This window comes from Geomonas sp. RF6 (genome assembly GCF_021044625.1).
Classification (GTDB): Bacteria; Desulfobacterota; Desulfuromonadia; order Geobacterales; family Geobacteraceae; genus RF6.
In genome coordinates, this window is the sequence record NZ_CP087999.1 from 4,983,493 (window position 1) to 5,007,039 (window position 23,547).

A 23,547-nucleotide genomic window follows, 5' to 3' on the forward strand; every position below is an offset into this window, starting at 1 on the left:
AACGAGTAGTCAAGTAGTCTGCGTCGGTCAAAAATGATCCCCTGCCGACCGCGCCCTGCGCTTCGGCTTTTTCTGCGAAAGCTCCTCATCCCACGCGCTCACTTCCCAGTTGTCCTTCCTCTCCCCGTCCATCATCCACGGCGGAACCTGAAGGTGCAGGTACTCCCCCAGGCTCTGCACGTACGGTTCATACATGAGCCGCAGCCGCGCCAGTTCAGGCTCCACTCTTTCCGCCTCCGCCATCTTCACCCCTGCCTCCGCGAGATATCGAAGGAGTTCCTCCAGGCGCTTCGTCGGCAGACGGTCGGCGCCCGACCTCTGCGGCGCCCGCTTGAAGACCAGGGAGAGGTCCACAACTGCATGGCGCGCCATGGCAAAGGTCAGTCGCGCCTGGCGCGAACACCCCGGTGCCTGACCGGCGACGGAGAGCGCGCAGGTGTCGAGGACGGCGCAGAGAGCGGCGAGCCACGACTGGTTTTCGTGCTGCGATCGAAAATAGGCGAGCACGGGGTAGGAAAGATGGCTCTCCAGGAGCTCTGAAGACCAGAGCTCCCACTCGTGAAGGAGCTGGCGCAAGGAGTCGAGCGAAGAGGGCTCGCTGTGCCGGCGCAGCATCTCCGCCGCGGTCGGAGGGGAGCCCGCCCGGCTGTCCAAAAGGGAGATGTTGACCTCGCGCCGCGCGAACGACTGGTTGAGTAGAGGGAGATAGCTTATGACCAGAGCGAGGAAGCCGAACCCCATCCCCCCCTCGAGAGCGGTCAGAAAACGTGATACCGTAACGACCGGAGTAACGTCCCCCAGACCGAGGGTGAAAAAGGTCGTGCCGCTGAAGTAGAGATCTGTGAAAAAGCCGTAGGAGCCATCCGGAGTCTTCAGGGGGGTTCCGAGCCCCCAATGCATGAGGGCAAAGCCGGTGATCAGGCCGCCTGCCCAGAGGATGAGGAGCAAAAGGAGGGAGATCGGGCCGAAGAAGCTCAGAAATGTCTCCCTGAGCCCTGTGGGGATAAGGGTGGTGACGGCAGAGGACCAGGCATCCCACGTCGTCCGGTAGAAAAGACGGGTGAGGCGAAAGCGGCGGGTGACACGGCGCGGCAGGACGATCGACTCGAATCCCTCCCACAAAACGAGCACGATGAGGAAGACCCCGGCAACGACCGCTTCAACCGTCACGAACCCTCCCTCGCAGCATCAGGCGCTACACATACCTTTCCCAAATCAGACGCTCTGGGCGGATGGTTCCTTGAGCGTCCCCCCTCCCTTGACGGGAGGGGGATAGGGGGTGGGTGAAGCCGCTAGCTGCTGCAACAGTGGCACGTTCCCCCCCACCCTGTCCCTCCCCCGCAAGGTGGGAGGGAACGTGGCTGCCGCGCCGGCATGAAGCCGCGATCTAGTTGCTCATCCCCCCATGGCACCGCCTGCAGTCATTCATGGGAAAAGCCACCTGCATGTGGCAGGCTCCGCAGAAGTTGCCGAAGACATTGCGATCCATGGTGAAGGACGCAGTGGTCTTCTTCTTGATGTTGAAAATATCGGGATGGCAGCTGGAGCAGTCGAGCTCGGCGAAGTGACTCTCGTGGGAAAAGAGGACATCGCTTCTGGGGGCGGAGGTACCGAGCTTTATCGGCGCGCGAAGCTTGTCCGGAATAGGAATCTGTTCATAGGCGGGATTAAGGGTGTTCACCGGCTTCACCATCCCGTCTTTCAGCGCGGCGGACCAGTCGATGCCGTTGCCGAATGGCGCCAACGGGAGGTTTTGGGAGAATGCGGCAAACGATTTTTCCAGTGACGCCGTACTCTTCATGTGGCACTTGTCGCATTGACGCTGCGGGGCGTCTTTCACGGTGAAGGCGGTCGCGCCGTCGTGGCAATATCCGCAGTACTTCCCGGCGAGGTACTCCTCCCTGGTGATCCCGGTGTCCCCCGAGCGCATGCTGAAACCGAGTTCCTGGTGGCAGACGCGACAGGTAAAGCGGGCGCGGTGGCTCCAGTGTGAAAAGACCACCGGCTGCATCCCCGACCTGAGCGACGCACTCCGCATAATCACGTTGCCGTACTTCCAGAAGGGCCCGTTCGGTGGCATCGACTGCAGCACCTTGCCGAGCTCGAAGTGATCGAGGCCGAAGCTGTGGGACGAGAGTGCCAGCACCAGGATGAGGGAGCCGAGAAGAAGCCCTCCCCCCGAGTGCCGTAGCGGCGAAACCTCACTGCTCCCCCTGCGCCTTCGTCTTGTACTCCAGTACATAGGCATATAGGTTCCTGCACATCTGCAGCCTCTTTAGATACACCTTTCGCACCGTTTCATCCTGCTGCTCGATCGCCTTTTGCACGCGGTCGCACTTGTCCAGGAGCGCCTTGATCTGCGGAACCGAAAGGCCCATGGCATTGGTGGTACTGGCGCAGGCAGTGTCGAACTCGAGCCGCCAGTCCTCCTCGCCATACGAGGGAGAGACCAAGAGGAGCAGAGCAGCGATCATGGCGACAAGGAAACGGACCCGACGCAGTGAACTCTTCATACGTCAGCTCCGCACCGGCTTGGCATGGCAGCGCTTGCAGTCGCTCTGAGGGAAGGCGACCTTGTCGTGACAGACGCCGCAATACTTGCCGTCAAAGATCTCTATCATCGAATACTTCGTCGTCCCGGTCTTGATGCCGACGAAGATGTCGGGATGGCACAGCTCGCACCCGTTCCATGCGGTGTGCTTGCTGTGGGAGAAGATAATGTCCGGCATCCCCTCCACCTTTGACTTCAAGGCGAAGTCATTTTCCACCTTCATATCCGACCTCTTCACAGAAACGCCGTCCAGTCGGTCAACGAGCTTCAAAAGCCCCTTCTGCTCCGCTACTTCCCAGTTTATGCCGTTTCCCAGCGTCTCTCTCGGCATGCTGTCCCTGAAGGCGGCGAAAGCCTCCTCCCGCGCCGGATCCTTTTCCAGCACGTGGCACTTCACGCAGCGCTTGTACTCTTCACGGGTGTAGGTGGCAGAACACGCCTCAAAGATTTTGTTCTTGCCGAAGGTGCTGCGCCCGTTGTGGCAGGTGCCGCAGAAATATCCTTTCATATTGTCGGCAGCACGGATCTTCGTCGACCCCGCGGTCATGCCGAACCCGATGTCCACATGGCAGAGGCGACAACTGTAGTTCTTCCTGTGCACCCAGTGATCGAAGACGACAGGAGAAAGCCCTGCCTGCTGGGAATAGTTGGCGATGGTGACGGCTCCGAAGTCGGCGGGAAGAGGCTTCTTTTTCTTTGTTCCGGCAGCGTGGATGGCGGTCGAAGCGGCGAGCAGGATGATAGAGATTAGCAGCAATGCTTTTTTCATGGCCCCCTCCCTTTCACTCTCATTGCAGTGCAAGACAGCATGTATCGCAGTTGATCCATTAGCGCAGGATCATTACATTACTACAAAAATACATTGTGTCAATGTAGTAGCCGAGACTTTGACAGAAAGTGGTGGGGCAATGAGAGACGCGAATCCCCTCTGTGAGAGAAGGTATTGCGATTGAAGCATTTTGGAGAGCGATTGAAACCAGGAGGGTATCAGGGATTCTTTTGCACCTCGCTCCACCTGAAGCAGTCCAGGGTATGATCGTTCACCAGTCCCGCAGCCTGCATGAAGGCGTAACAGATGGTAGAGCCGACAAAGCGGAAACCGCGCCTTTTCAACTCGCGGCTCATGGCATCAGAGACGGAACTTGTGGCGGGGACTTCGGAGACCGAGCTCCAGCGGTTGACGACGGGAGCGCCGTCGACGAAGCCCCAGATGAAGCGGTCGAAGGAGCCGCACTCCTCCTGTATCTGCAGGAAGGCGCGGGCGTTGGAGATGGCAGAGGCGATCTTGAGGCGGTTTCGCACGATGCCCGGATCGGCCATCAGGCGAGCCGCGTCGGCCTCATCAAAGGCGGCGACCGTTGCAGGATCGAAGCCGCAAAAGGCGCGCCTGTAAGCCTCGCGCTTCCGGAGGATGGTGATCCACGAAAGCCCCGCCTGCGCCCCGTCGAGGATGAGGAACTCGAAGAGGCGCCCGTCGTCATGGAGCGGCACCCCCCATTCAGAGTCGTGGTAGGAGACATAGAGCGGGTCCGTCCCCGCCCAGGAGCAGCGGACGAGACCGGGGTCATATGAGGCGATCATAGGAGTCCTCGATGTTCCAGGTATGTTTGTAGGCCGGAATAAGCGAAGCGTTTCCGGCGGTCCACCTGCATGACGTTGCGGCAATGGAATTGCCGGGAACGCCTGCGGCTTATCCCGGCCTACAACTACACGCTGCTACTGCTTTCCTCCGAGAGCAGCCAATCTCTCCTGTGCCTGCTTCGCCAGCGGACTGTCCGGGTATTTCTCCACGATTTCCTGGTAGAGTTTCCGCGCATGCTCCCGATTGTTCTGCTTCTCTTCAAACTGCGCAGTATCAAAGAGTTCCTTGCTCTTGTCGCTGCTGCACCCTCCCAACAGAGCCAACACCATAAACAGAGACAGTAGCAGCCTCTTCATTGTCATTTACCTCCATAGAAGATACCCACCGAACGGGCACGTACACAGTACTTTCGGCGCCTGCGCATGTCAAGGGCCAGGAGCCCGTACCTGCGACCTCAACCCGCTACACCGTCGTGATATCAAGTGGTTATGGCAAGAGCTATTGAATAAGGAGATAGAGGATTTAGACTTATATTTAGGGCTAGTTAATTATTATTACAGCATTCTTCTCTGCCGTTTCAGGAGGTTTACCTGTCGAAAAGCGACAGACGGAGGCTTTCGGTATGAAATACGAAGATTTTTTGGAGCAGGCCCGCAGAGTAGAGTTTTTCCAGGACGAGAAAACGATCGAATCGGCGGTAAGGATGGTCCTCGGCATACTGGTAAGCCGCCTTGACGAGGACAATGCCCGCCTCCTGACGAGCACCCTGCCGCAGCCGCTCACCTACGAGGCATTGCGCAGGCCGCAGGCGCGCTACCGCGACATTTCCGCGGACGACTACATCGAAACAATCGCCGAGCAGTTCCACCTGCGCAAGGAGCATGCGCTGCGCGTCGTGACATCGATACTGTGGATCGTGAAAAACGAACTGCCGCGAGAAATATACATGACGGTCTCCAACACATTGCCTGCTGACTGGAAAGAGTTGCTGGAGACGGGACACTACAATCGGGCTGAAGAGGAGTTGGGGTAGGAGATTATCAGGTATTGCCGGAAACGCTTCGCTTATTCCGGCCTACATACACTTTCCACATCCTGCCGGGACAGCGGTGGTAGCTTCCCGGCTTTGTCTTTACTTCACCCTGCCGTCACCGTTTCTGCAGCGATCGCACAAACGCCACGAGATACCACCGATGCTCCTGCGGTACCACCTGCTCCAGCACAGGCTGGTGGCCGATTCCCGTGAGCATCCCCCGCAAGAGAGTCCCGTCATCATACGCTGCTATTTTCCCCCCTCGCAAGTCGGCAGGCTTCGGCACATAGCTCTCCCCGACTGGGCCGTCTCCCGCCCCCTCATCGCCGTGGCAAAAGACGCAGTAGTACTCGTAGTAGACCTTGCCGCGGCCGAGAGTGTCGGCACTCTCCGACAGGGGATTCTTGAACCGGCCCGCCTCCGCCGCGGACGGCAGGGGCGAGGGTGCCTGCACCGGCACCGTTCCCTTCGGCGGCAGCGGCGCCACCGTCTGGTATGCCCTTATATGCGGCTGCACTTTCATGCGCGGACCGGTGTAGAAGACGTAGGCATAGAGAGCGGCAAGAGCCAGGGCGGGGAGACCGATAAAGATGGCGAGGAGGGCATACTTCTTCATTTAATCTCCCGCTCGCGCAACGGCACGTTGCGCGGCTTCTTCGGCAGCGGCCCCTTCGCCTCCGGCAACCGCGGCAGCTGGCGCTCCGGCGCCCTGCTCGTCCACGGCTCTTCGGTGGAATAGATCGACTCCGCCGGAGCGTCGGGCAACTGCCCCACGTCCCACCGGCGCGGGCCGTCAGGAACGATCCAGTACACGAAGAGCCCGAAGAGAATCAGAGATCCGCTCAGGGCCGACACGATGATCCACTCCCACGGTGATGGCAGCTCTCGCTTTTCGTCGTACTTCGGAATCATGGTCGCCTCACCAGTTCGGCAGCGTCGTTGCCGCCATGTAGAGGTGGGTTACGGTGTACAGGGCGCTGCCGAGGATGATGAGGATGAGCGCCCACGGCATGAAAGTGGTGACCCAGCTGAAAAAGGTGATCGGCCCCCGTACCTTCACCTTGCTCTCCTCTTCTCTCTCGCTCTCGCGCGGCCCCCACATGCCGCGGTAGGTGAGGCAGGTGAGAATCACCAGCACCGCGCCCCACAGGAGGGCCACCACGATCCACTGGTTCTGTTGCACGTACAGGCTGAAGAGCATCATGGCGACCGGTCCTTCGACCCTCTTTCTCATCTGGGGCCGACTGCTGCAGGAACATCCCCTCCCCCCTTGCGGGGGAGGGACAGGGTGGGGGGGAAGGTGCCACCAGCTCAGCAGATGGCAGCTTCACCCACCCCCTGTCCCCCTCCCGTCAAGGGAGGGGGGATCTCAAGCAGAACTACCCTGGTATTACCGCAATCTCGCAGAACGGGAGGTCACCCTCGCCGTCGTCCAACACCACCGTCACTGTCACCATCATCGTCATCGTCTTCATCATCCGGGATGCCGCTCCAGAGCGGCAGGTGCCGGGCGCGGTCCTGGTTCTCGAACTGGCGGTTGCGCACCCCCCAGAGGAAGACGAGAGAAATCCCCACGACCATGAGGACCGTGAACCCGATCCAGATAATGATAAAGGTGCCGTTGTCGGCGGGGCTGTGGCTCATTTCACCCTCCCCCCCTGCGGTGGCGGCTGGTACGGGTTGCGCCACTCCTCTTCATAGGAGGCGTCGATGCCGCGCGGCTCGGTGTTGGCATCGGTGTACCCGACGAAGAAGACGGCGAGGTAGTTGGAGACGTCCCAGATCTTTTCCGACTCCAGATGCTTCTTGAAGTACGGCATGGCGGTGCCGGTGATCCCGTTCATCACCTGGTAGTAGAATATCCCCCCGATGTAGCGTCCCTCAACCAGATGCCGGCGCAAAAGAGTGAAGTTGAGGGGCTTCGGGTGGAGGTACTTCGCCGCCAGCCCCATGCCGTCGCCGATCGGGCCGTGGCAGTTCACGCAGAAGTCCTGGTAGATGCGCTTGCCGCGCTGCAGGGCAGCCTCCGTGGCAGGGTACGGGTTCGGCATGCGGCGCCACACCTCCGGCACCTGGCCGTGCAGCCACTCCACGTTCCCATCCGCTCCGGAGGCAAACGCTGCCAGCGAGGCTCCTTTCCAGCGGTTCTGCCTTTTCATACGCACGTCCGCCTGCTTTCCCCCCTGCGCCTGCACGTATGCCGTCAGGAGGCGGATGTTCCCCTCACCGAGGAAGGTCCAGGAGGGCATGAGGGAGACGGGGCTGGTGTAACGGGGATTGACGAAGTGCGCCCTGTGCCAGTCGTCCGGATGCTCCCCCCCTTCCTGCGACAGGTCCGGCCCGGTGCGCTCGCTCCCCAGAATAGCCGGCTCCACGCCGACATAGTCACCTTCGGCCGCTATCCGTTCCGCCCCGATATCCCAGTCGTTGATGCGGATGTACAACGAGTGGCAATAGCTGCAGCCATTCTGCACGTAGAGTCTGTGCCCCCTCTCCTCGTCCGCGCTCAGCGGTCGCCAGATCTCCGAGGGGGTCTCCTTCATGGTAAGCGCCGGGAGGCCGACGATGATGAAGGAGGAGGCCCAAAAGACCATGAGGGCGCCGACTATGAGGATGGCGGGGGGCATCTTCATACCGCTTCCTCCGCCCTGCGCAGCTCGGCGACCTCCATGCGGCGCCCCTGCCAGAGGGTCAGTACGATATTGGCGAGCCCGACCGTGGCGCCGGTGAGGATGAAGACCCCGAGGGCGGCGCGAGACACCATGTAGGGGCGCAGCTGCGGCAGGACCCGGTACACCGTCTCCCCGTTGTTCCAGGCGTTCCCCTGGTTCAGCCCCGCCATGGTGAGGACGAGGAAGAAGCCGACAAGCCCGAAGGTGATGAGGCCGAACTGGAGGCTCACCAGCCGGCTCGACCAGAGCTCGCGCCCCGTGATGAGCGGCACGATGTGCCACATGGCACCGAGCGCGATGTAGCCGCCGAAGCCTAACATGGCGATGTGGGCGTGCCCCACCGTCCAGTTGTTGAAGTGGGTGACCCGCTGCAGATACGGCAGGGACTGCAGCGGCCCCTGGATGCAGGTGATCAGGTACCAGACAATCCCTCCCATGACGAGGCGCCCCGCGGGGTCGTGCCAGATCGCGCTCCCCTCTCCCCTCGAGGTGAGCCACAGGTTCATCACCACGATGCTCACCGGGATGACCATGGCGACCGAATCGACGATCGAGACCGCTTTCAGCCAGTTCGGGATCGGCGACTGCAGGATGTGGTGCCCGCCAATGTGGGTGTAGAGCGCCACGAGGATCCAGAAGCCGAGGAGCGACAGCGTGTGGGAGTTCAATGGGGTCTTCGAAATACGCGGGATCACGAAGTACGCCGCGCCGGTCGCAAGGGGGGTGATCAGGAGCCCGGGGAGGTTGTGCCCCCAGAACCAGAGGAAGATGGAGTCGATGAGTCCCGGCATCGCCCCGGTCGCCGGATGCCACATGACGTTGCCGATCGGATAGTTCCCCGCCGTCCAGAGAAAGGTGGCCATGAAGTACCAGATGGAGACGTAGAGCTGCTCCTCGGTGCGGGAGGCGATCGTCATCACCATGTTGACGATGAGGAGCGCGACAGCCAGCACCAGCGCCACATCGGCGAGCCACACGTACTCGTTGTACTCGCGCCCCTGCGTGTAGCCGAAGGAGAAGCAGAGGGGCCCGCTCAGGATGACCAGGTTCCACAGGAAGAAGCTCCACCAGGCAAGGGGCTCCGACCAGAGCTTCGTCCGCAGCAGTGCGGGAGTGTAGTAGAGGCCGCACCCGATCAGCATGGTGCCGACAAAGCCGTACAGCATGGTGTTCACGTGGATCGGGCGCTCCCTGCCAAAGACGAGCCACTGGAGGCTCGGGAAAAACTCCGGCGCCACCAGGTGGATCGCCGAGAGCATGCCGTACAACGCACCCACCACGAACCAGGCGGCGCCAGCCACCATGAAGGCGAGAGCTGCGGATTGAGGTTTTTGCAAGGCTCGTAGCATGGCTGGTATCCGTTCTCGGTCCGGCATGAATTATCTATGACAGGCGAAACAATCGTGGGACGCGTTGTTGTCCCGGTGGCACTCGATGCAAAATCCCATCTTGAAGTTCCTCGCCTTCATGACCCGATCCATCATCGTCACGTTGCCGTGGCAATGACCGCAGTCGATGCCGTAATGGATGTGCATCGAGTGGTTGAAATAGACGAACTCCGGCAGCCAGTTCACCCGCTCCCATATCACCGGCTTCCCCTGCTCAAAGCGCCGCCGCAAGAGACGGATGTACGGGTAGTTGGTGATGATCCGCTCGTGGCAGAGAAGGCACGTCTGCAGGGGCGGAATGCCGGCGCGCGCGGTGGAGGCGACCTGGCTGTGGCACATGACGCAACTTAGCCTCTTCACATGCACATGCACCTTGTGGCTGAAGGGGATCGGCTGCTTCGGCCCCAGGCCGTACGGGTAGAGCCGGTCGAAGAGGAGAAAGGTGCTTATCACCACGAACACCACCACGAGCGCCGAGGCCACCCCGGGGAGGTACTTGAACCTCGTCCCCATTTCGTCCTTTCCGCTAGTCATGGCGCTCTCTTTCCCCTCCCTTGTCGAGAACGGGCAGGAGCCGCCCCCCCAGCTCCATCCCGAGTCCGAGAAGCCCGAGGAGGGCGACGAAGATGGCGGCTTCCGCAAGTCCCGGGGACGGTACCGGCTCGAAGGTCGGTGCGATGAGCCACCACCGCTCCACGCACATGCCGCAGAGGATCACGAGGGATACCCCTCCAAGGTACCAGCGGCTCCGCTTCCCCCTCTCGGTAAGGAGAAAGACGAGGGGCCCCAGGTAGACCGAACAGATGAGGGCAAGGCTCACCGTCTTCCACGGCTGGACGTTCATGCGCGGCGCCACGAAACGGACCTCGTGGGGGAGCACCTCGTACCAGATGGGGAGAAGGTGGGCGTACATGAGGTAGGTGGCGATCATGCTGAAGGCGACGATAAGACGCCCGAGGTCGTGGAGCTGCTCCGGCTTCGCCTCCACCCGCCACGCGGCGAGAAAGGCCCAGGCGACGATGGCGATGTAGAGCCCGGTCATGAAGAAGTAGGCGCCGGCGAGAGTACTGTACCAGTGCGGGTCGAGCGCCATGATCAGGTCAAAGCCCAGCAGCGAGAAGACCCCGGCGTACAGCGCTATCAGTACGGCACCGGTCACGCTGCCGCGCCCGCGACGCAGCAGGAAGTGATAGCGGGCGGCGACGAGCCAGAAGAGGAGGAGCGCCGCCAGATCGCGCCCGAAGAGGAAGGAATTCTCCAGCCACACCCCCTGGTGATGGGTCACCATGTACCAGGGCGCCCAGGAAGCGCTGCCACCCCAGAGAAGCACGAGAAGCGCAAGGGATGGAAGGGAGAAACCGAGTGCTGCGAAGGCAAGCCTCTCGATCCCGCTGTGCCAGACCCCGTTGGCGCTGCGCACGATGGCGGGCCAGACCACCAGCCCCCCCGCCAGGGAGATGAAGAAGGTGAACGCCGCCAGAAGCGCCCGCCACCCCCTCGCCGCCTGCGCGCCGTCCAGAAGGGGCGCCCACAGGAGGAAGCCGAGCACCGCGAGGACGAGCCACACCACGGAGCGCAGAACGAGAGCGGAAGTGGCGCGGTCAGCGGTGGACATGGATCTCCTCCGGTTGGGCAGTGAGCAGGAGTTTCTGCAGAATTTCGACCTCACCTCCGCTGCAGGTCACCAGAAGCCCGAAACGGTCGCGGCTGAAACGCCGGTCGTAAAACGGGCGGGTCTTTGCCCTGAAGAGACGGGTGTGGAAGATCATTCCGACGAGATTAAAGAGACTCCCCAGGAGCACCGTCCCCTCGAAGGCGACCACGCAATAGGGGATCGGCGAAACCGGGACCTTCCCCCCGACCACGAGGCTGTTGACCGTGGCTGTGCCGATGGCGAGCCAGAACCCACCGGATAGTCCCGCCAGAGCCCCCGCCAGAGTCCAGAAGCGCACCGGGCTCTTCGGGTGCCCCATGACCTTGTGCACCTCTTCCACCTTCACAGGAGAAAAGGTCTCCATGACGGAGAACCCGCCGTCGCAGGCGGCGCGGACCCCCTGGATCATCCGGCCGGCATTGGAGAAGACCGCCAGCACTGCCGGCCGGGCGGGGTTTATCTTTGCCTGCACCGCGGTTTCGCACCGCTCGCACGGCTCGATCTCCTCGTCCGCGATCCGCTCCTTCAGGTCGCTCACCGGCACCGTCGGGAAGGTCTTGCAAAAGACGAAGAAGAAAAAGAAAAAGAAGGCGAAGGAGCCGACGGTGATCGCCGCCTCCGTCCAGGAGATGGTGTAGGTCCCCCAGTTGTGCGGCAGAAAGTCGCGGGCCACCGAGGTATAGACGATGAAGAGACGCTCCAGCCACATCCCCACGTTGATGAGAAGGGAGATGAGGAAGAGCCAGGCAAAGCTCGTCCGGAACTTCCTGAAACAGAAAAGGAGCGGGATCAGCACGTTCAGGGGGATCAGGAGCCAGTAGATCCAGCCGGCCGTCCCGAACATGCGCCACCGGTAAAACTGCCATTCGAAGGGGTCCCCGGAGTACCACGCGATGAAGGGCTCCACCGCGTAGGAGTACCCCACGATTGCGGCGGTGACGATGATGGTGCGGGCCACCATCTCGAAGTGGTGCAGCTCTATCAGCCGCTCCAGGCGCAGGAGCTTGCGCATGGGGATGAGGAGGGTCAGTACCATGGCAAGCCCCGAGTGGATGGCGCCGGCGACGAAATACGGGGGGAATATCGTGCTGTGCCACCCCGGAAGGAGGCTCATGGCGAAGTCCCAGGAGACGACCGAGTGGACGGAGATGACCAGCGGTGTCGCCAGCGCCGCGAAAAAGAGGTAAGAGCGGCCGTAGTGGCGCCACTGGTTGCCGGTTCCGGACCAGCCGAGGGAAAGGGCGCGATACAGGCGGGTGCGGAAGGCGTCGTCGCCGTGGGTGATTTCGAAGCGGTCGCGGGCGGCGGCAAGATCGGGGATGAGACCGACGTACCAGAAGATGAGGCTGACGGTGAAGTAGGTACCGACGGCGCACACGTCCCAGATGAGCGGGCTTATGAAGTTCGGCCAGATCTGGCGCTGCGAAGGGTACGGGAGTATGTAGTAGAAAACCCAGGTGCGCCCCAGGTGGATCATGGGGAAGAGCCCTGCGGTCATGACCGCAAAGATCGTCATCGCCTCCGAGGAGCGGGATACGGCATCGCGCCACTTCGCGCGCAGCAGGTAGAGGATTGCGGAGATGAGGGTGCCGGAGTGGGCGATCCCCACCCAGAAGACGAAGTTGCCGATGTAGGTGGCCCAGCCGACTGGGTGGTTCAGCCCGGTCACCCCCATACCCACCAGCATCTGGTTCGCCCACACGACGGCCGCGCCGCCGACCATGAGGGCGAGGAGGGCGATGGTCACCAGATACGGGAGATGCGGCTTCTGCATCGCCCGCAGTGCGTCGTCGTTGATGTCTCCGTACTTAAGCTGTGCCACTCATCCCCCAGGTCATGCGTCGGCTTCCTCGAAGTCTTCGGGACTACGGAGAGTCCGCTAAGAATCCCCTCCCCCCTTGCGGGGGAGGGCCAGGGTGGGGGGGAAGGTGCCGACAATACAGATGATGGCAGCTTCACCCACCCCCTGTCCCCCTCCCGTCAAGGGAGGGGGGACTTACTGATGCCGGCTCCCCGAACTTCGCGGTCAGCTTCAATCGAGGCATCGGCCCCGCCACCATCACGCACTATCGTTTTCCACCCGACGCAGGTAGATCACGGCCGGCTTCGTGTTCAGCTCGTGCAGAACCTGGTAGCGCCGCGGGTCGGTGCGCACGAGCTGCGATACCTTCGAGTGCGGGTCCAGGAGATTGCCGAATGTGTACACCCTGGTGGGGCAGGACTGGCCGCAGGCGGGCTGGATCTCGCCGTCGCGCACCGCACGCCCCTCGCGAACCGCCCGGTACTCCGCGTTGCGGATGCGCTGGATGCAGAAGGTGCATTTCTCCATCACCCCGCGGCTTCGCACCGTCACCTCCGGGTTCAGCTGCAGGTCGAGCGGCTTTGGCCACTCCACGTTCAGCCAGTTGAAGCGGCGCACCTTGTAGGGGCAGTTGTTGTTGCAGTAGCGTGTGCCGATGCAGCGGTTGTACACCTGGGCGTTCAACCCCTCCTCGTTGTGCACCGCCGCGTACACGGGGCAGACAGGCTCGCACGGCGCAGAGTCGCAGTGCTGGCAGAGCATCGGAAGCCACGCAAGCCCCGGCACCTTCCCCTCTTTCCTGTACGGCACGACGCGCAGCCAGGCCATCTCCAGCTGTCTCGCGACCTGCTTCTTCCCCATCACCGCGACGTTGTTTTCCGCGTAGCACGAAACGGCGCAGGCGCCGCAGCCGATGCAGCGCTGCAGGTCGATCGCCATCGCCCAGCGGTAGCTTAAGTACTCCCGTTTCGGATAGAGATCCTTCTCCTTCCGGTACCCCTCCGGCAGGGGCCAGTCAAGCTCCTCCCCTTCCCGCTTCTTCGCGAGATCCGACAGATTCTGCCACTGCAGGAGCTTCCTGTCGAACTGGTTCCTCGTGAGGGTCGTGTAGGTAGGGTCGTATAGCCTCTTTTCCCCAACCTTGCGCAGGCGGCAGACCGGCACGACGGGACCCGGCTCCGGAGCACCGAGGAGGGCGAACACATTTGCGCCGGTCCCGGCGGCGTGCCTCCCCATGGTGCGGTGCCCCTGCCCAAAGGAAAGGGCCGCCACCCGCTCCGGCACCTCCTCGGTGATGCGCACCGGCGCGCGTACGGCGGCAAGGGAGTTGGAGAGCTCGGCGACGTCTCCGTCTGCCAGCTGCATCGCCGCCGCCTGGGTCGGGTGAAGGTCGATCCAGTTCCCCCAGGAGATAAAGGTCACCGGATCGGGCGCCTCCTGCAGCCAGGGCCGGTTGCTCACCCTGCCGTCAAAAAGGGTGATCCCGGCCCACGGCCAGAGCTCCACCTCGGCAGCATCCAGATGGTGCGACACCGGCTCGCCGAAAAGATTGTCGGGCACCCCCCGCAGCGCCACGGTTGCAGCTGGCGCCCCTTTCACCCACACACCTCCGGAGCGAAGCGCGCTCTTCCAGAACTCCTCGAAGGAGTTACCTGCAGAGTGCTGGCGGTGCAGCGTTTCCCAACGCGCCGACAGCCACCTCTGAAAGGCGGCGTCTGGCGGGACTCCTTCCGCTGAAAGGTGCTTTCCGGCGGCACGCGCAATATCGAGGAAGATGTCGCCGGCCAGCCGGCTGTCGGTGGTGCGCCCCATGGTCGGCTGCTGGAGGGAGTGGACCCCAAGGGTCGGATCGTAGTCCCCCCACGCCTCGAGAGGGGAGTCAACGGGCAGGACCCACTCCGCTATCCGGGCCGTCTCGTCCGGCATCGTCCCCAGATACACCACCGTCCCCGCCCGCTGGACCTGGCGCGCCCCCTGCGGAAAGGAGTAGAGGAGGTTGCTGTCGTGAATGAAAAGGACGTCGCGGGCATCGAGCGTGGCGAGGAAACGCTGCAGGTCGAGGGAACCGGCAGCCTCCCCCACGGCATGGGGACGGGAGAAATCGACCGTCTCCCCCACGCGCCCCGCCGCATAGTTCAGGAGCGCGCAGGCGGCGGCGGTCTCTTGTGCGTAAGGGGCGAAGCTTCCGAGAGGACCCGGAAGGGCGACGCTCCCCTTGCTCCCGGTAAACCAGGTCACGAGCTGCAGCACCGTTTCCTCGGTGACGCCGGGAATTTGCGATCCGGCCGGCAGGGCACGGTCGAGAAGCGGCTTCACCCGCGTGATGTCGCGCTTTGCGAGCCCCTTTTCCATGATCATTCTCAGCATCGCCAGGGCGAGAAGGCGCTCTCCCCCCGGTGGGAGTCGCAGGAAGAGGTCGGCATTGGCCGCGGTCATCGAGAGCCTCGGTCCCGCATACGCCATCCGGGCCGGGGGACGATCAGGGCGCCAGGCGCGCATCTCACCGAACTGGGAGGCAAAAGAGACCGGAGAGACCCAGCTCTCCAGGAAGTCCGCCGCGAAGCTCAGGATGAAGTCGCAGCGATCGAGGCGATACTGCGGGACGACCGGCAGGCCGAAGAGCTGCCGGTGCGCGGCCTTCTGATATTCGTAGTGCAGCGGCTCGTAGAAAAGGAGGCGCTGCGGCGGAAAGGCCCCGGCAAAGGAGCGCATGACCTGCGCGAGCGTCCCGGTCTGCACGGAGGAGATGACAGCCGCCCTGGCGCCGGAGGCGAGCTTCCCGGCGATGTCGGAGATCGCCCCCTCCCAGGTGGCGCTTCTTTCACTCCCGCCCCGCGGACGGTGCCGCACCCCCTTCACCCGATCGGGATCGTACACCCCCTGCAGGCTCGAGTGCCCTCTCGGGCAGAGCCCTCCCCGGTTCACCGGGTGGTCCGGATTTCCTTCCGCCTTGGTGACTCGGCCGTCACGGTGCCACAGGTGCATCCCGCAGCCGGCGGGGCATTCACGACAGGTCGTGGCGTAGAGGGCCCACTCTCCGGAGGGGATCGCTTCTGGAGGGACGACGAGGGGGACGAGCTGGTTCACCAGCTTGCGCTGCGGGTTGGTGGCGAGCGCGATACTGCTCCCGCCGGTAAGCCACAAAAAGGTCCGCCTCGATATCCCCATTCCCGCTCCCCATTTCCCTCTGAATTTATTAATGAATTTTAAAGTTACAGCCATATTTGTCAAGGCTCGTAAACCCGTGCCAGGACGGCGAATCCGCCCCACCACCACGATTCTGAAGGACAGAAAAGGCATTGACACACCCCCTCGCAACGTTAAAACTTGGCAATGTTGGACGTAAATCCGTCGGTAAAGGAGATGTCCATGAAAAAGAAGTCGTCACGCTCGATGTGGCCGGCGCTGCGGCAGCTTTTCTCGGCTGATCTCGCAGGGCTCGGGGAGTCAGCGATGTCGGGGCGCAGCGCCGCACTCGCCCCCCGTATCAAGGATGCCGAGAAAGCTGTCGGCTCGGTCTGCCCCTACTGCGGGGTGGGGTGCGGTCAGAAGGTGTACGTGAAGGACGGGAAGATCATGGACATCGAGGGGGACTACGACTCCCCGATCTCGGGAGGGTGCCTCTGCCCGAAGGGGGCGGCCGCCATGCAGCTCGTGACCGGGACGCACCGGGTGGACACGGTGCTGTACCGCCCCCCGCACGGCAGGAGATGGGAGAAGATCCCGCTGGAGCGCGCCCTGGACATGGTGGCGCAACGGGTGAAAAAGACCCGGGACGAGAATTGGGAGGAGCTGCACGAGCAGGGGCACCCGCTGCGGCGCACCCTCGGCATCGCGCACCTCGGCGGGGCGACCCTCGACAACGAGGAAAACTACCTCATCAAGAAGCTCTTCTGCTCCCTCGGGATCATACAGGTGGAGAACCAGGCCCGTATCTGACACTCCTCCACGGTCCCCGGTCTGGGGACCTCCTTCGGCAGGGGGGGCGCCACCACTTTCCAGCAGGACCTGCAAAATTCCGATTGCATCGTCATCGAAGGGTCCAATATGGCGGAGTGCCATCCGGTGGGGTTTAGGTGGGTGATGGAAGCAAAGCGCCGCGGCGCGAAGATAATCCACATCGACCCGCGCTTCACCCGCACCAGCGCAGTCTCCGACATCTACGTCCCGATCCGTGCCGGAAGCGACATCGCCTTCCTCGGTGGGCTCATAAACTACATCATCGAAAACGACCTGTGGTTCCACGAGTACGTGGAGAACTACACGAATGCCTCCGCCATCGTCGACCCGAAGTACCGCGACACCGACGAGCTGGACGGTCTTTTCAGCGGCTGGGACGAGGAGAAGGGGCAGTACGATCCGGAGAGCTGGCAGTACCGCGGCGTGCAGCTCGCGCCGGCGGCCGGGCACCGGGAGATGTTCTCGGGGGAGCCGCGTTCCGAGCGAGGCGCGAGCATCTCCGCTGAGGAGCACGACGACACCCTGCAGGACCCGAACTGCGTCTTCCAGATCGTTAAGCGCCACTATTCCCGCTACACCCCGGAGATGGTGGAAAGAATAACAGGCATCCCGCAGGACCTCTTCCTGACGGTGGCAAAGACCCTGTGCGAAAACTCCGGACGGGAGCGCACCAGCGCCTTCTGCTACGCTGTCGGGTGGACGCAGCATTCGGTCGGAGTCCAGTACATCCGCTGTGCCTCCATCGTGCAACTCCTTCTGGGGAACATCGGCCGCCCGGGGGGAGGGATCATGGCGCTGCGGGGGCACTCGTCCATACAGGGCTCCACAGACATCCCCACCCTCTACAACATGCTCCCCGGCTACCTCCCGATGCCGAAGGCCTCCTACGACACGGAACTCAAGAAGTACATCGAATACAACGAGTCCGCCTCCGGCTGGTGGAGCGACTTCGGAAAGTACATCGTCTCGCTTCTGAAGGCGTGGTACGGGAGTGCTGCCACCGCCGGGAACGACTGGTGCTACGACTATCTCCCCCACATAAGCGGCGACCACTCCCATATGGTGACCGTTTCCGCCATGGCGGACGGCGTTGTGAAGGGGTACTTCGTGATGGGGCAGAACCCGGCGGTGGGATCGATGAACAACGCCCTGCAGCGGAAAGGGCTGCGCGCCCTCGAATGGCTCGTGGTGCGCGATTTCGCTCCCACGGAGACCGCGGAGTTCTGGCGCATCGGGCCGGAGTTCGACCGCGGCGAGGTGAGGTCGCGCGACATCGCCACGGAGGTCTTCTTCTTCCCCTGTGCGGCCCACACGGAAAAGGACGGCTCATTTACCAACACGCAGCGACTCCTGCAGTGGCACCACAAGGCAGTGGAGCCGCCGGGGGACTGCCGCAGCGACCTGCACTTCATCTACCATCTCGGCAAACGGCTGAAGGAGTTGTACGCCGGCTCGACCGAAAAGAAGGACCGCCCGATCCTCAACCTGACCTGGGACTACCGTCTCCTCGGAGAGCAGGAGGAGCCGGACGCAGAGGAGATCCTTGCGGAGATAAACGGCTACACCCTCCCGGAGAGACGCCCGATCAGCGCCTACACGGAGCTTGCCGCCGACGGCAGCACCGCCTGCGGCTGCTGGATTTACTGCGGCTGCCGCAAGGACGGCGTGAACCAGCCCTCGAGGCGCAAACCGGCAAAGGAGCAGAGCTGGGTCGCACCGGAGTGGGGATGGGCGTGGCCGGCGAACCGGCGCATGCTGTACAACCGCGCCTCCGCCGACCCGGAGGGGCGCCCCTGGTCAGAGCGGAAGAGCTACATCTGGTGGGACGCCGAGAAGAAGGCCTGGACCGGGCACGACAACCCCGACATGATCCCGGACCGCCCCCCCGACTACCGCCCCCCGAAGGACGCGGAGGGGAAGGACACCCTCTCGGGTATCGATCCCTTCATCATGCAGGCGGAGGGAAAGGCCTGGATGTACGACCCCACCGGGCTTCTGGACGGCCCCCTTCCGACCCACTACGAGCCGGAAGAGTCGGTGGTGCAAAACGCCCTCTACGGCCAGCAGTGCAACCCGGCGCGCATCGAGTGGGTGCGACCGGAGAACCCGTACCACAAGGCGTACGACGACCCGCGCTACCCCTTCGTCGCCACCACCGCCCGCGTCACCGAGCATCACACCGTAGGGGGAATGTCGCGCTGGCTCCCGTGGCTTTGCGAGCTGCAGCCGGAGATGTTCGTGGAGATCTCTCCGGAGCTTGCCGAGCTGCGCGGGCTGAAAAACGGAGGTTGGGCGACGGTCCGCACGGTTCGCGGCGAGATCGAGGCGAGGGTCCTTGTCACGGCGCGCATGCAGCCCCTGACGGTGCAGGGCAGGGTCGTGCACCAGATCAACCTGCCGTACCACTGGAGCTACGTCGGACGCTCCACCGGCGACTCGGCAAACGAGCTCACAGCCTTTGTAGCGGACCCGAACGTATCCATCCAGGAGTCGAAGGCTTTCTCGGTCGATATCGTCGCGGGGCGGCACAGCGAGAAGCGCCGCGCCGCCACCTCGGGGCCGCTGTCGCGCCCGGCCGATATCGAGGAAGAGCCGCGCGACCTCCCGCCGGTGCAGAAAAAGCCGGTGGGGAGCCACGGTGTGCGGGTCGGGAAAGTCGAGCTTACGGAGGAGGCCTGATATGGCAGCGACAGGTTTTTTCACGGACACCACCGTGTGCATCGGGTGCAAGGCGTGCGAGGTGGCGTGCAAGCAGTGGAACCAGCTTCCCGCCGACGGCAACTTCTTCAGCGGGCGCTCCTACGACAACACCGTGCACCTGGAGGCGACGAGCTGGCGCCACGTCGCCTTCGTGGAGCGGGAGAAAAAGCTCTCAGGGCAGATCAGCGGCACGCGCCCCTTCTCCTGGCTTTTCATGTCCGACGTCTGCAAGCACTGCCGGCGCGCCGGGTGCCTGGAGGCGTGCCCCACCGGCGCGATCGTGCGCAACGAGTTCGAGAGCGTCTACGTGCAGCCGGATGTCTGCAACGGCTGCGGCTACTGCGTCGTCGCCTGCCCCTTCGGGGTCATCAACCGCAGGGACGACGACGGGCGGGCCTGGAAGTGCACCCTCTGCTACGACCGGCAAAAGGAGGGGATCGAGCCCGCCTGCGCGAAGGCGTGTCCCACCGACTCCATCCTTTTCGGGGAGGTGGAGAGTCTGAAGGAGCACGCCCGCAAGCGCCTGTCCGAGCTGCACGCGCGCGGGGTGACGGAGGCATATCTGTACGGGATGACCGCCGACGACCAGCCGGGGACGGAGGGGCTCAATGCCTTCTTCCTCCTGGTGGACCGCCCCGAGGTGTACAACCTTCCCCCCTCCCCCGGCGTCCCGACGAAGACGACGGGAATCTCCTGGGCCTCCATGGCCCTGGCAGCAGCAGGAATGACGGTCGCAGCCCTCGCTGCGGCGCGAGCCGGAGGTAAACGATGAACCTCCCGTGGAAACAGAAGGCAACGGTGGGAAGGGAACTCGACCCGAAGCTGGCGATCGTGACCGGCGAAGGGTCGCAGATCGCGGTGCGGCGTCCCGAACCTGCGTCCACACCGATTCCGGTATGGGAGGTGCTCCCGTCGGTAGATCGCCAGGGGCGCCCCGACTACTACGGGATTCCCCTGCTAAAGGAGCCGGTGTGGATCTGGTCGGTGCCGGTCTACTTCTGGGCGGGGGGTGTGGCGGGGGGAAGCGCAGTTCTCGGCGCGGCGCTGCACGGAAAAAGAAAGATGCGCAAGCTCGCCTCGGCCTGCCGCTGGCTCTCATTCCTCGGCACCACCGTCGGACCCGCGCTCCTCACCTGGGACCTTGGAAAAAAGACGCGCTTTTTGAACATGCTGCGGGTCTTTCGCCCGACTTCACCGATGAGCATCGGGTCGTGGGCATTGGCGGGCTCGGGGATGCTCTCCACCATCGCACTCCTGCAGGGGGATCGCCCCTCCGCGCGCCCGACAAACATGGCGCTCGCCGGAGGAGGGATCGTCCTTTCCGGGTACACAGGGGTGCTCTTGGGGAACACGGCAAACCCGCTCTGGTGGCAGACGCGCCGCACCCTTCCGATCCTCTTCACGGCGTCCGCGATGGCAAGCACCGCGGCGGTCCTCGAGATGCTGCCGCTGAAGAAGCGCGAAGAAAGGGTCGTGCAGGTATTCGGCACGATCGGAAAAGTCGGGGAAGCTGCCGGCATGATGGCGATGGAGAAGATCGCAGGGCGGGTGCCCGAAGTCGCCAACCCCTTCAGGGAAGGAAAGTGCGGTTTCCTGTGGCAGAGCGCCCGAGGACTCGTGGCCGCTGGAATAATTCTGAACCTCCTCCCCGGCAAATCCCCCTTCAAGAGGAGGCTCGGCGGAGCGCTCACCACCGTAGGCGCGCTCTGCCTCAGGTACGCCCTCCTGGAGTCGGGGAAGTGTTCCGCACGCGATCCGCAGGCGGTCTTCGAGGCGCAGCGGGCGCATCAGGATGCCGTCCCGATGCAGCAAAACGGTGGGGAGCTGCAAGGGGAGTACCCCCAGTTCATTTAGCGCCCACCGGGCCAAGTGAACACGCGAGCAAGGGGACAGGCACCTTTTAAGAGGATGCCTGTCCCCTGAAGGCGTCGCAGCAACGTCCCCCCTCCCTCGACGGGAGGGGGTCAAGGGGTGGGTGAAGCTGCCATATGGGGAACTGCCGGCACTTCACGCGGGCCCCTGAAGTGTTACCGATGTCACCGAACAGGTCCTAGCCGATGCTCCCCCGGCCACAAGCCAGCTTTCCCCTGCACTTCCGGCCCCTTTCCTTGCGGGCGCTCACCCTGTCTGGTATAAGCACACTTTAATCATGCAATCAGACCCGCGGGTTTCGCGCCTCATCACCTGCACTTTCCCGCGGCACCCCGCGCCTGGCGGAAGGGAGGGCACCGCAATGATCAGCATCGAAGACGCGCAGCGCACCGTGTTGGAGAGGATCAGCACCGTAGAGGGCGAAGAGGTGCCACTCCTGCAGGCTCTGAACAGGGTCACCACCGAAGACCATATCTCCCCCTGGGACATCCCTCCCGCAGACAACTCCGCCATGGACGGGTACGCCTTCTGCCGCGCCACCACAGCGGACCGGCTGCAGGTCACCGGGTTCCTCTCCGCCGGAGAGGTGCGCCTGACGCCGGTTCCCGCCGGGGAAGCGGTGAAGATAATGACCGGCGCCCCTGTGCCGCCGGGGTGCGACACGGTGGTCCCCGTCGAGGAGGTAGAAGTCGAGGGGACGAGCGTGAGAATCCTTTCCGACATAAAGGAAGGGAGGCACCTGCGCCGCCGCGGTGAGGACATCGCCGCAGGAGAGGTCGCTCTCGCGAAGGGAACGGTCCTGAGACCGCAGGAACTCAGTCTCCTCGCCGCGATGGGGAAGACCGCGGTGAGGGTACATCGTCGCGCCCGCGTCGCCATCATCTCCACCGGGGATGAGCTGGTGGAGCCGGGATGCGTGCCGACTCCCGGGAAGATCATCAACAGCAACAGCTACGCCCTCGCCGCCCAGGTCCTGGAGGCGGGAGGGGAGCCGATCCTCCTGGGGATCGCGCCGGACACGTTGCACGACACGGCCGAGAAGATCAGGGCGGGAACGTCTGCCGACTTTGTGGTGCTAAACGGCGGAGTATCGGTAGGTGACAAGGACTACGTGAAGGCTGCGATAGAGGAACTCGGCGGCTCCTTCGCGTTCTGGAAGGTCGACATGAAGCCGGGGAAACCTCTCGCCTTCGGAGAGGTGATGGGAAAGGCGGTGTTCGCCCTCCCCGGTAATCCGGTAGCGGCGGCCGTCTCCTTCGAGCTCTTCGTGCGCCCCGCGCTCCTCAGGTGCATGGGACACCGGCACATCTTCCGCCCGACGGTGAAGGCTTTTCTTCAGGAAGTGGTACATAACTCCGCGACCCGGCCGCACCTTATGCGCAGCATGGTGACCAGAGAGGAGGACCGCTACGTCGTCTCCACCACAGGAGTGCAGTGCTCGGCTAAGATCTCCTCCCTCACGAGGGGAAACGCGCTCATGACGCTCCCCCCCGAGTGCTCGCTCGCCACCGGCGCCGAGGTGGAGGTCATGCTCCTGGACAGCTCTTTTGGAAAAAGCCTGGTGGAGGCAGGGGTTGCATAGTCTGCCGGAAACGCGGCTGGAAATGGAAGCGGCTCCGCATAAAGTATGCGGAGCCGCTTCTTTATGGCGGCACCGACCGGTGCCGTTGGTCAGATCCTTCAGCCACCTCCCGGTGAACAACCGGGAGGGGTTACCTCAGCAAAGCCCGACACCTCCCTGCCGACATCGGAGGATCCGCAGGCTGGGCAAGGGGGGAGCTCGGTTTCCCCGCTGCGCAGCAACTTCTCGAACCGTTTGCCGCAGCTCTTGCAGCTGAATTCATAAAGTGGCACGTCTCCTCCTTCTCACCTTCCGGCCGACGGTGATCATCTCGCCAGAACCGTCAACTCCCCTACTTTCTCCCCTCTTCTTCTCCGCATTCCTTCTTTTTGTCGCCCCGCGCCGCGAGGTCGCACGCATCGGACATTCAGGTGGCAATCCCGAAACGCGGCAGGATATATTTCTGCAGCGCCACCCAAACGACAACCACTCCTACGAACACCAATATTCCCGTCATGGCTTTCCTCTCCTTTCTATTTTAGCTGAAAGCGCACCCATGCAGTAACCTTCCGCACCGCAGCCCCCTCTTCACCACAAGAAGTATATATATTACTTTATGTATATGTGCAAGACGAATCTCACTTTTCAGGCAGGAACAGGGAAAGACGAGGAGAGGACCCAACTGCCTCAGAGGGTAATAGGCGGCGATCGCCATGAATGTGAATACTTTACTATAGGGATTAGCTTTTCATTGACAGAAGTACAGTCGGCTT

At 63.0% G+C, this 23,547-nt stretch carries 22 protein-coding genes; 5 read left to right on the top strand and 17 right to left on the bottom strand.

Going from position 1 to position 23,547, the window contains the following annotated elements:
- Positions 1 to 27: 27 nt before the first annotated feature.
- The 6 genes from LPW11_RS21135 to LPW11_RS21160 form a co-directional block, all read right to left on the bottom strand.
- On the bottom strand, positions 28 to 1,170 hold the full coding sequence (locus LPW11_RS21135; protein ID WP_230995842.1) for a potassium channel family protein: 1,143 nt from the start codon (positions 1,168 to 1,170) through the stop codon (positions 28 to 30).
- 217 nt (positions 1,171 to 1,387) lie between these two features.
- A complete protein-coding gene (locus LPW11_RS21140) occupies positions 1,388 to 2,242 on the bottom strand; it encodes a c(7)-type cytochrome triheme domain-containing protein (RefSeq protein ID WP_230995843.1) in 855 nt (284 codons plus the stop codon).
- Entirely contained in the window at positions 2,202 to 2,513 is a 312-nt protein-coding gene (locus LPW11_RS21145) for a hypothetical protein (RefSeq protein WP_230995844.1), read from the bottom strand. The genes LPW11_RS21140 and LPW11_RS21145 overlap by 41 nt, the downstream gene beginning before the upstream one ends.
- A gap of 3 nt (positions 2,514 to 2,516) precedes the next feature.
- Complete coding sequence (locus LPW11_RS21150) at positions 2,517 to 3,320, bottom strand: c(7)-type cytochrome triheme domain-containing protein (RefSeq protein ID WP_230995845.1); 804 nt, start codon at positions 3,318 to 3,320, stop codon at positions 2,517 to 2,519.
- Positions 3,321 to 3,538: 218 nt separating this feature from the next.
- The gene (locus LPW11_RS21155) at positions 3,539 to 4,132 is read right to left on the bottom strand and encodes a DNA-3-methyladenine glycosylase I (RefSeq protein WP_230995846.1); all 594 of its coding nucleotides are present in this window, start codon (positions 4,130 to 4,132) and stop codon (positions 3,539 to 3,541) included.
- A 135-nt stretch (positions 4,133 to 4,267) separates the two neighbouring features.
- On the bottom strand, positions 4,268 to 4,489 hold the full coding sequence (locus LPW11_RS21160; protein ID WP_230995847.1) for a tetratricopeptide repeat protein: 222 nt from the start codon (positions 4,487 to 4,489) through the stop codon (positions 4,268 to 4,270).
- A 266-nt stretch (positions 4,490 to 4,755) separates the two neighbouring features.
- Here LPW11_RS21160 and LPW11_RS21165 point away from each other — a divergent pair, with 266 nt between their 5' ends.
- Complete coding sequence (locus LPW11_RS21165) at positions 4,756 to 5,166, top strand: DUF2267 domain-containing protein (RefSeq protein ID WP_230995848.1); 411 nt, start codon at positions 4,756 to 4,758, stop codon at positions 5,164 to 5,166.
- 115 nt (positions 5,167 to 5,281) lie between these two features.
- On the opposite strand, the gene LPW11_RS21170 is transcribed toward LPW11_RS21165, so the two are convergent.
- The 10 genes from LPW11_RS21170 to LPW11_RS21215 form a co-directional block, all read right to left on the bottom strand.
- Positions 5,282 to 5,782: a c-type cytochrome gene (locus LPW11_RS21170; protein WP_230995849.1), complete on the bottom strand. Its 501-nt coding sequence runs from the start codon at positions 5,780 to 5,782 to the stop codon at positions 5,282 to 5,284.
- Positions 5,779 to 6,078, bottom strand: a complete 300-nt coding sequence (locus LPW11_RS21175; protein WP_230995850.1) for a hypothetical protein — start codon at positions 6,076 to 6,078, stop codon at positions 5,779 to 5,781. The genes LPW11_RS21170 and LPW11_RS21175 overlap by 4 nt, the downstream gene beginning before the upstream one ends.
- Before the next feature lie 7 nt (positions 6,079 to 6,085).
- Positions 6,086 to 6,400: a hypothetical protein gene (locus LPW11_RS21180; RefSeq protein ID WP_230995851.1), complete on the bottom strand. Its 315-nt coding sequence runs from the start codon at positions 6,398 to 6,400 to the stop codon at positions 6,086 to 6,088.
- A 182-nt stretch (positions 6,401 to 6,582) separates the two neighbouring features.
- Entirely contained in the window at positions 6,583 to 6,810 is a 228-nt protein-coding gene (locus LPW11_RS21185) for a cbb3-type cytochrome oxidase assembly protein (protein WP_230995852.1), read from the bottom strand.
- Positions 6,807 to 7,799, bottom strand: a complete 993-nt coding sequence (locus LPW11_RS21190) for a cbb3-type cytochrome c oxidase subunit II (protein ID WP_230995853.1) — start codon at positions 7,797 to 7,799, stop codon at positions 6,807 to 6,809. The genes LPW11_RS21185 and LPW11_RS21190 overlap by 4 nt, the downstream gene beginning before the upstream one ends.
- A complete protein-coding gene (locus LPW11_RS21195) occupies positions 7,796 to 9,187 on the bottom strand; it encodes a cbb3-type cytochrome c oxidase subunit I (protein WP_230995854.1) in 1,392 nt (463 codons plus the stop codon). Before LPW11_RS21195 ends, LPW11_RS21190 begins: the two co-directional genes overlap by 4 nt.
- 30 nt (positions 9,188 to 9,217) lie before the next feature.
- The gene (locus tag LPW11_RS21200; protein ID WP_230995855.1) at positions 9,218 to 9,760 is read right to left on the bottom strand and encodes a cytochrome c3 family protein; all 543 of its coding nucleotides are present in this window, start codon (positions 9,758 to 9,760) and stop codon (positions 9,218 to 9,220) included.
- Positions 9,753 to 10,841: a hypothetical protein gene (locus tag LPW11_RS21205; protein ID WP_230995856.1), complete on the bottom strand. Its 1,089-nt coding sequence runs from the start codon at positions 10,839 to 10,841 to the stop codon at positions 9,753 to 9,755. Before LPW11_RS21205 ends, LPW11_RS21200 begins: the two co-directional genes overlap by 8 nt.
- A complete protein-coding gene (locus LPW11_RS21210) occupies positions 10,828 to 12,702 on the bottom strand; it encodes a quinol:electron acceptor oxidoreductase subunit ActD (protein WP_230995857.1) in 1,875 nt (624 codons plus the stop codon). The genes LPW11_RS21205 and LPW11_RS21210 overlap by 14 nt, the downstream gene beginning before the upstream one ends.
- A 237-nt stretch (positions 12,703 to 12,939) precedes the next feature.
- Positions 12,940 to 15,849, bottom strand: a complete 2,910-nt coding sequence (locus LPW11_RS21215) for a 4Fe-4S dicluster domain-containing protein (RefSeq protein ID WP_230995858.1) — start codon at positions 15,847 to 15,849, stop codon at positions 12,940 to 12,942.
- Positions 15,850 to 16,050: 201 nt separating this feature from the next.
- Here LPW11_RS21215 and fdh point away from each other — a divergent pair, with 201 nt between their 5' ends.
- The 4 genes from fdh to LPW11_RS21235 all read left to right on the top strand — a co-directional run bounded on the left by fdh (position 16,051) and on the right by LPW11_RS21235 (position 22,795).
- Complete coding sequence (gene fdh, locus LPW11_RS21220) at positions 16,051 to 19,320, top strand: formate dehydrogenase (RefSeq protein WP_230995859.1); 3,270 nt, start codon at positions 16,051 to 16,053, stop codon at positions 19,318 to 19,320.
- 1 nt (position 19,321) lies between these two features.
- Positions 19,322 to 20,113, top strand: coding sequence for a 4Fe-4S dicluster domain-containing protein (locus tag LPW11_RS21225; protein WP_230995860.1), 792 nt, complete (start codon positions 19,322 to 19,324; stop codon positions 20,111 to 20,113).
- Positions 20,110 to 21,195: an NrfD/PsrC family molybdoenzyme membrane anchor subunit gene (gene nrfD, locus LPW11_RS21230; protein ID WP_230995861.1), complete on the top strand. Its 1,086-nt coding sequence runs from the start codon at positions 20,110 to 20,112 to the stop codon at positions 21,193 to 21,195. The genes LPW11_RS21225 and nrfD overlap by 4 nt, the downstream gene beginning before the upstream one ends.
- Positions 21,196 to 21,574: 379 nt before the next feature.
- Positions 21,575 to 22,795 (top strand): molybdopterin molybdotransferase MoeA, encoded by a 1,221-nt coding sequence (locus LPW11_RS21235; RefSeq protein WP_230995862.1) that lies wholly within the window; start codon positions 21,575 to 21,577, stop codon positions 22,793 to 22,795.
- Between the two features lie 98 nt (positions 22,796 to 22,893).
- Here LPW11_RS21235 and LPW11_RS22555 read toward each other — a convergent pair whose 3' ends face one another.
- The gene (locus LPW11_RS22555) at positions 22,894 to 23,067 is read right to left on the bottom strand and encodes an FmdB family zinc ribbon protein (protein ID WP_442899797.1); all 174 of its coding nucleotides are present in this window, start codon (positions 23,065 to 23,067) and stop codon (positions 22,894 to 22,896) included.
- Positions 23,068 to 23,547: the final 480 nt, after the last annotated feature.